Below are 390 nucleotides of genomic sequence, written 5' to 3'. Positions count from 1 at the left end.
GACAGGAAATTTCGCAATGAAGGGTATCGGTATGAGATTGGTGATTGGTGAGTGGTAATTAGTGAAAGATGATTCGGCTTAGCGTTGGCATCAGTCATTTATGCTTTGGGCAGAAAAATTTTGTGTGCTAATTTCAAAGTTATCTGAGGTTGATTTGATAGAGTAAAATAAAAACATTAGTTAATCTGTTATTTTAAAAGAGAGGTAGAAGATGCGAGAAAATAAGTTATTTCAGTTTTTTATTTTCTGTTCCTTGATTTTTCTATCTGTTTCTGCGGTCCACAGCCAGAAAAAAAACAATCTCAAAAATGAGATTTTGCAAGCCATCCATGACGGCGCCAATTATGCCTGTGATGTACTTCTTGACGAAAATGGCAAATCTCGTTGCGA

This window comes from Calditrichota bacterium (genome assembly GCA_013152715.1).
Classification (GTDB): domain Bacteria; phylum Zhuqueibacterota; class Zhuqueibacteria; order Thermofontimicrobiales; family Thermofontimicrobiaceae; genus 4484-87.
The sequence above is the reverse complement of the archived record's forward strand: the minus strand, read 5'-3'. Positions refer to the sequence as shown.